The sequence below is a fragment of the Desulfonatronospira sp. genome (genome assembly GCA_003563255.1).
Classification (GTDB): Bacteria; Desulfobacterota; Desulfovibrionia; order Desulfovibrionales; family Desulfonatronovibrionaceae; genus Desulfonatronospira.
Genome location: PWSL01000036.1, coordinates 21,315 through 27,702 on the forward strand (window position 1 = coordinate 21,315; position 6,388 = coordinate 27,702).

The window sequence follows — 6,388 nt, forward strand, 5'->3', positions numbered from 1 at the left end:
TTTTACTCCTCCTGTGTATCGTCCTGCATGGCAGGTTCTTTTTCCGTCTGCATTATTCCGGCCCCTGCCTCCTGGTCTTCCAGAGCCATATCTTCCTGCATTTCCCTGTCGCCGCGTTTGGACATACCTTCCAGGCAGGCATCGGCTATGCTGCCTGCAAAAAGTTTTATGGCCCTGATAGCGTCGTCGTTTCCAGGAATGACAAAGTCAATAAGATCCGGGTCGCAATTGGTGTCCACCACTCCAACGATGGGTATGTTGAGTTTGCGGCACTCCTTAATGGCGATTTCCTCTTTCTTGGGGTCAATGATGAAAGCGGCCCCGGGCAGGGAGTCCATGTCCTTGATACCACCCAGATCGGCATTGAGTTTGTTGGCTTCTCTTTGTATCATGGCCACCTCTTTTTTGACAAAGCGGTGCACGCTGCCGTCCTCAAACATTTTTTCCAGTGTCTTGAGACGGTCAATGCTTTTGCGGATGGTCTGAAAATTGGTCAATGTGCCGCCCAGCCAGCGGTTGGTAACGTAAAACATACCGGCCCGTTCTGCCTCTACCTTGATAACTTCTCTGGCCTGCCTCTTGGTGCCCACAAAAAGGATCTGCTGGCCGGCGGCGACTGTATCCAAAATAAAATCATGGGCGTGCTGGTAAAGCTTTACCGTCTGCTGCAGGTCAATAATGTGAATGCCTTTTCTGGACCCGAATATGTAGGGTTTCATTTTCGGATTCCAGCGCTTGGTCTGATGACCGAAGTGCACCCCGGTCTCAAGCATCTGCTTCATGGTTACATAACTCATTAAGATTCCTCCCAAAGGGTTTTTCCTCCGCCCGGTCAACGGCTCTTCAACAACGAAAAGCACCCACAGGGCTTCGCCCGGGCGTGTGTTTTAAGAAACTTCTCTTTATAAGATAAAAATTTATGACTGGCAAGTCCCAACATTAACACTACAGCGACATTTTGTGTAAAATATCGTCTCGGCCACCGGGGACAGGCATCCCGCACTTATTTTAAAATCCGTCAGTCTTCTGTAAGCAAAAGAAGTGCGGGGTGCCTGTCCCCTTCCAGCTCAAATTAAAGTGTCGCTGTAGTATTAGTGTGATTTCAAAAAAAATGTCTGAAAATAATCTTGCCAATACCTGTCAGATGTTCTATATACTTTGGTCTTTCAAAAATTGGAGGTGACTGTAATGAAAAAAAATTTACATCCCAGCCTGCACGATACCAAGATAAAATGTGCTTGCGGCAGTGAATTCGAATCCCAATCCACCGCCGGCCGGGAAATCACTGTGGAGGTATGTTCCCAGTGTCATCCTTTCTTTACCGGACAGCAGAGGTTTGTTGACTCTGCAGGCCGCATTGACCGCTTCAAAAAGAAATACGGGCAGGCGGCGCAGTAGGGTTTCGGGATTATCCGCTGATTGAAATTTTCAGAACAAGTATCTGTTTAGGGTGGTTCATCAGAATAGTAAGTGCGGGACTGTCCCAATTTGGTCAAGAGGTATCTGTTTAGCGCTTTTAAGGAAAGCAGGGGACAGGCAACTCCGGGACCCACTTGAGCATCAATTTGTGCTCAAAATGACTCGATTTCTGGGACAAGTGGGTCCCGGAAGAGCCAGTCCCCATGCCACATCCAAAGCGCTGAACAGATACGTCAAGAGTAACTCTTTTCTTTGTTTGCGGGCACAGCCCGCCTTAGGGATCAATAAACCGCCGAAACGGATTTTAATATGTTTGCCAAGCTGGATGAACTGGAACATAAATACCTGCAAATAGAAACCGACCTGAGTGACCCGGAGATATTTTCCAACCATGCGAAATACAAAAAGCTCTCCAAGTCGCACTCGGAACTGGGCCCTATAGTGACTGCATACCGGGAGTACCGGCAGGTGGTCACAGAGATGGAGGAAAACAGGGAACTTATGAGAGACGCTGACCCCGAGATTCGCGAACTGGCCCGGTCCGAGTTTGAAGGCCTGCAGGAAAAAAAAGATAAGCTTGAACAGGACCTGAGATTACAGCTTGTTCCCAGTGACCCCCTTGACGACAAGAATATTATCCTGGAGATTCGGGCCGGTACCGGTGGTGAAGAGGCTGCCCTGTTCGCCGCTGACCTTTTTCGCATGTATTTCAGGTATGCCGAGGAACGTAATTGGAGGGTGGAAATACTCAACATGCAGGAAACTGGATCAGGGGGCCTGAAGGAAGTCATAGCCTCCATAGCGGGCAAAAAGGTTTACAGCAGGCTCAAATACGAGTCCGGGGTGCACAGGGTGCAGCGGGTACCTGAAACCGAATCCCAGGGACGGGTTCACACCTCGGCTGTAACAGTGGCCATCCTGCCCGAGGCCGAAGAAGTGGACGTCAGCATTGATCCCAATGATCTGCGGGTGGATGTGTTCCGGGCTTCTGGACCCGGAGGGCAAAGCGTCAATACCACTGATTCTGCGGTCCGGATTACCCATATCCCCACCGGCCTGGTGGTTTCCTGCCAGGATGAAAAGTCCCAGCACAAGAATAAGGCCAAGGCTTTGAAGGTTCTAAGGTCCAGGCTTTTGCAGGTCATGGAGCAGGAGCAGAAGAAGGAACTGGATGACAACCGCAGGGCCCAGGTAGGTTCTGGAGATCGCTCCGAAAGAATCCGCACCTACAATTTTCCTCAAAGCAGGGTCACTGATCACCGCATCAATCTCACCCTCTACAATCTGGAATCGGTCATGCAGGGGCACCTGGACGGCATTATAGATCCCCTGGTACAGAACCACCAGGCTCTGGCCCTCCAGAATGCCCAGGCTGCCTGAGCAGTTCCGGGTTTACTCTAAAAGTCTTTTACAATATGCCGATCATAGCTTCTCTGCTTGCCGGGGGCACCAGTGATTTGATTGAGGCCGGGGTTGATTCCCCTGGGCTTTCGGCCAGGCTTCTCATGGCTCATGTCCTGGAGTGCTCCTGCGAAAGACTTGTGCTGATATTAGATCAGCAGGCAGGCAAAAACATTGAAAAGTATTTTCAACGCCTGATTTCACGCAGGGCTGGAGGGGAGCCTGTAGCCTATATTTTGGGGCAAAAGGAATTTTACAGCCTTGATTTCAAGGTGAGCCCCGGAGTTTTGATTCCAAGGCCTGAGACGGAGATGCTGGTTGAGCTGACTGGGAGATGGTTCCCCCCCAAACAGGAAATGGTATTTGCTGACATTGGCACGGGAAGCGGGATCCTGGGGATATGTATAGCCCTCAAGTTTCCCTTGTTTGCCTGTCTGGCCTGTGATATCAGCATGCAGGCACTGGAGATTGCCCGTGCAAATGCCTGTAAGCATGGTGTGTCTGACCGTATATTATTTTTTAAGGGAGACATGGGGCAGGGAATAATGAATCAGCGCCTTGATTTTATTGTCTGTAACCCCCCTTATGTCTGTGCAGATGAGTTTGCTGCACTGGATAAAAGTGTGCGTTGTTTTGAGCCCGCTCTGGCCCTGTTGTCGCCGGATCAGGGACTGGGACATATAAAAAGGCTGGAAGCAGTGGCTGCACAAGCCTTGCGCAGAGGGAGCCCTTTGTTTCTTGAAATGGGCCACTGGCAGGCCGACCGTATTCGCGAAATTTTTTCTGGATGGAGAAACTTCCAAATGTTCAGGGACCTGGCAGGCTTGGACAGGGCAGCGGTCATAATTAAATAACCTTACAACGAAACTTGTTTGTGCCTCAAGGAGGCTGGCTCTTCCGGCACCCACTTGAAGCTGAAAATCAGGCTCCAAAGGCCCAAAAACACATTCAAGTGGGTGTGCCGGAGTGCCTGTCCCTGATTTAACCAGCACATATTTTATAAGTTGCGTTGTAGGGATAGAGTTGATGCTGAAAAAAAACAGTTTTTGTTAAAAAAACACAACAGTTAAAATTTACCCCAAAAATAAAGTTCATAATTTCAGGTAGTTGCTGTTTAGCAATACTGGTACTTTTTTTGCTTATCGGCTTCCAAGAGGAGGAAGCATGAATGAGGCAGCAAACCATCAAAAAAGATGTAAAGTGCTTTGGCGTGGGTCTGCACAGCGGGAAAAAAGTCAGTCTACATATGCGGCCGGCTGATGAAGACACTGGGTTGGTATTTGTTCACAAAGGCCCGGACGGCTCCAGAAAGCTATATCCCACTCCGCATTCTGTAAAATCCACGGAGCTTGCTACGACCATAGGCAACGGCGACGTCTCCATAGCTACAGTTGAGCATCTGCTGGCAGCTGTAGCCGGGCTTGGTATAGATAATCTTTACATCGATGTCCAAGGAAACGAGCTTCCCATAATGGACGGCAGCGCAGCCTCTTTTGTTTTTCTCCTTCGTACAGCCGGCCTGCGCAGGCAGAGAAAACCCCGGCGGATTTTGGGGCTTAGCCGGCCCCTGGTTTATAAAAACGGGCAGCGCTGGATTAAGGCCGAACCTTACAGCGGCCTCAAGATAAAATATACCATCGATTATTCTCACCCCCTGGTTGGCAATCAATCCTACCAATTCGAGCACAATCCCCAGCATTTCGTCAGGTCTCTGGCCAAGGCCAGAACTTTCGGTTTTTTAAAGGACGTGGAAAAGCTGCAAAGTATGGGGCTGGCCCTGGGAGGCACCCTGAATAATGCCGTTGTTCTGGACGAGTATGGGGTAATCAATCCTGACGGCCTTCGCTACAGTGATGAGCTGGTGAGACACAAGACCCTGGACTTCATGGGAGATATAAGCCTCATGGGGGCCGCCCTATGGGGATCCTTTGAGGTGCACTGCTCGGGACACGCCTTCAACAATTCTTTCCTTAGGTTCCTGGATGAAAACAGGGATGACTACCTGCACTGGGTGGATTTTGACTGCCTGGATCAGAAAGTGCCTGCATTCGAACCCCAGGGTGCTTTTCAGCCCCAGCCTGCCTGGGCCTGAAGCCGGAGCTGTTTTTTGATTTTCACCAGTGAGTCACTAAAGACCGCATCCACCTGGCTTTCTGCCGAAAGTGCGGGTTGTGCACAGGCCTGCAGTTTTTGCTCAACAGGGCTTTGACCAGTTCTTCTCTGGAACGTACCGGCTCTGAAAAGAAGGTCCCCACCCTGCCCAACTCTTCAATGCTGTGGGCATCACTGCCTCCAGTGAGGCTGATTCCATATTTATCATGCCATAATTGGGCCAGGGAATTTTCCAAACCGGAATTTCTGCCGTTAAGGCCCTCTGCATAGCTTATGATGCCTGATGAAGCCAGTCTTTCATTCACTTTCTGCATTGCCCTGTAAGGGTGCGAGGCTATCATCACTCCCCCCAGTCTGGTTACCCGTCTGGATATCTCTTCCCCTGGCAGGTAAGGTTCAAATTCCTTCTCAGGTCCAAATATCAGAAAATGTCCGTCCAGGCTGGAATATTCCTGTCCTATTATGACGCACAGACCGTCCTCCTGGATACCCTCCCGGACCAGGATTCCAGCTTCCAATGTATTGTGGTCTGTAATACAGACTCCGTCCAGACTCAGGGAGCGGGCTTCTGCAAGGATTTCCTCCAGAGACAGGATGCTGCAGGGGGAGATGCTGGAGTGGACATGCAAATCAAAAAAGCAGGACACGTGGTTTACCTCGTTGGGGAAGGAGATTACTCCTTTTCCTTTTTGTCCCCGGTCTCAAACATTTGTCCCAGTTCACTGTTTTTAAAGATTATCCTTGTAGCTGTTTCATCGGCCAGCTCGGCCAGGTCCATAAGCCTTTCCAGGTAATCCAGTATTTCCATTCGGCGCTCCTCAGAAGAACATTCAAAGTCCTGCTCGAGGTCTCCGGACTTGATGTAGTTTTCCAGATCACCTAATAATTTATCGTTGAGCATCAAGACTCCTGTTATGTCGCAACCATTCAGGGGGTCCTCGGTGGTTGTTTACTGGCACCAGGCCTGGGGACCGTCCCACCAGTACTGCTTGTGCAGGTAACTGTTTAGCGCTTTTAAGGAAAGCAGAGGACAGGCACCCCCGCACTTATTTTTCAGTAATGATCTTCACATCAGCGAAAAAATAAGTGCGGGGAGAGCCAGTCCCCGTGCCACATGCAAAGCCCTAAACAGACTACGGGACTGACTCTTTTGCCGCCGGACAGTCCGGGCGTTTTAAGGTTTGAGATCGGCAAAAGTGCCTGTTTCCGGTGGCCGGGGCGATAATTTATACAAAGTGTCGCTGTAGTGTTACAGTACTCACTGTTTTCTGCCACAAGGCCTGCCATAGGTCAAAGGGTTTTACACCACCCGCATGTATAAAATACCACTTGACTGAATTAAGCCCAGTGCATTATTATTTAAATTAAAGCCGGGGTGGTGAAATTGGTAGACGCACGGGACTCAAAATCCCGCGGGGGTGACTCCATGAGGGTTCGAATCCCTCCCCCGGCACCA

At 50.0% G+C, this 6,388-nt stretch carries 7 protein-coding genes and 1 tRNA gene; 5 read left to right on the forward strand and 3 right to left on the reverse strand.

Going from position 1 to position 6,388, the window contains the following annotated elements:
* Window positions 1-2: 2 nt before the first annotated feature.
* On the reverse strand, window positions 3-797 hold the full coding sequence (gene rpsB / locus QZP87_RS01125; protein ID WP_291321085.1) for a 30S ribosomal protein S2: 795 nt from the start codon (window positions 795-797) through the stop codon (window positions 3-5).
* A 391-nt stretch (window positions 798-1,188) separates the two neighbouring features.
* On the opposite strand from rpsB, the gene rpmE reads away from it, so the two are divergent.
* From rpmE to lpxC, 4 genes are all read left to right on the forward strand, one after another.
* Window positions 1,189-1,398, forward strand: coding sequence for a 50S ribosomal protein L31 (gene rpmE / locus QZP87_RS01130; RefSeq protein ID WP_291321086.1), 210 nt, complete (start codon window positions 1,189-1,191; stop codon window positions 1,396-1,398).
* Between the two features lie 330 nt (window positions 1,399-1,728).
* Window positions 1,729-2,799, forward strand: a complete 1,071-nt coding sequence (gene prfA, locus QZP87_RS01135; protein WP_291321087.1) for a peptide chain release factor 1 — start codon at window positions 1,729-1,731, stop codon at window positions 2,797-2,799.
* Window positions 2,800-2,834: 35 nt separating this feature from the next.
* Window positions 2,835-3,674, forward strand: coding sequence for a peptide chain release factor N(5)-glutamine methyltransferase (gene prmC, locus QZP87_RS01140; protein ID WP_291321088.1), 840 nt, complete (start codon window positions 2,835-2,837; stop codon window positions 3,672-3,674).
* Between the two features lie 314 nt (window positions 3,675-3,988).
* Complete coding sequence (gene lpxC / locus QZP87_RS01145; RefSeq protein WP_291321089.1) at window positions 3,989-4,912, forward strand: UDP-3-O-acyl-N-acetylglucosamine deacetylase; 924 nt, start codon at window positions 3,989-3,991, stop codon at window positions 4,910-4,912.
* Between the two features lie 22 nt (window positions 4,913-4,934).
* Here lpxC and QZP87_RS01150 read toward each other — a convergent pair whose 3' ends face one another.
* Both QZP87_RS01150 and QZP87_RS01155 read right to left on the reverse strand, forming a co-directional pair.
* On the reverse strand, window positions 4,935-5,579 hold the full coding sequence (locus QZP87_RS01150) for a PHP domain-containing protein (protein ID WP_291321090.1): 645 nt from the start codon (window positions 5,577-5,579) through the stop codon (window positions 4,935-4,937).
* Between the two features lie 26 nt (window positions 5,580-5,605).
* Window positions 5,606-5,833 (reverse strand): hypothetical protein, encoded by a 228-nt coding sequence (locus QZP87_RS01155; RefSeq protein WP_291321091.1) that lies wholly within the window; start codon window positions 5,831-5,833, stop codon window positions 5,606-5,608.
* 468 nt (window positions 5,834-6,301) lie between these two features.
* On the opposite strand from QZP87_RS01155, the gene QZP87_RS01160 reads away from it, so the two are divergent.
* Window positions 6,302-6,388 (forward strand) — tRNA-Leu (locus tag QZP87_RS01160).

What these genes read in the sequence shown, in the direction of transcription:
- rpsB (WP_291321085.1), bottom strand. Translation starts at nt 797, where the DNA reads ATGAGTTATGTAACCATGAAGCAGATGCTTGAGACCGGGGTGCACTTC.
- QZP87_RS01155 (WP_291321091.1), bottom strand. Translation starts at nt 5,833, where the DNA reads ATGCTCAACGATAAATTATTAGGTGATCTGGAAAACTACATCAAGTCC.
- prmC (WP_291321088.1), top strand. Translation starts at nt 2,835, where the DNA reads ATGCCGATCATAGCTTCTCTGCTTGCCGGGGGCACCAGTGATTTGATT.
- lpxC (WP_291321089.1), top strand. Translation starts at nt 3,989, where the DNA reads ATGAGGCAGCAAACCATCAAAAAAGATGTAAAGTGCTTTGGCGTGGGT.
- prfA (WP_291321087.1), top strand. Translation starts at nt 1,729, where the DNA reads ATGTTTGCCAAGCTGGATGAACTGGAACATAAATACCTGCAAATAGAA.
- rpmE (WP_291321086.1), top strand. Translation starts at nt 1,189, where the DNA reads ATGAAAAAAAATTTACATCCCAGCCTGCACGATACCAAGATAAAATGT.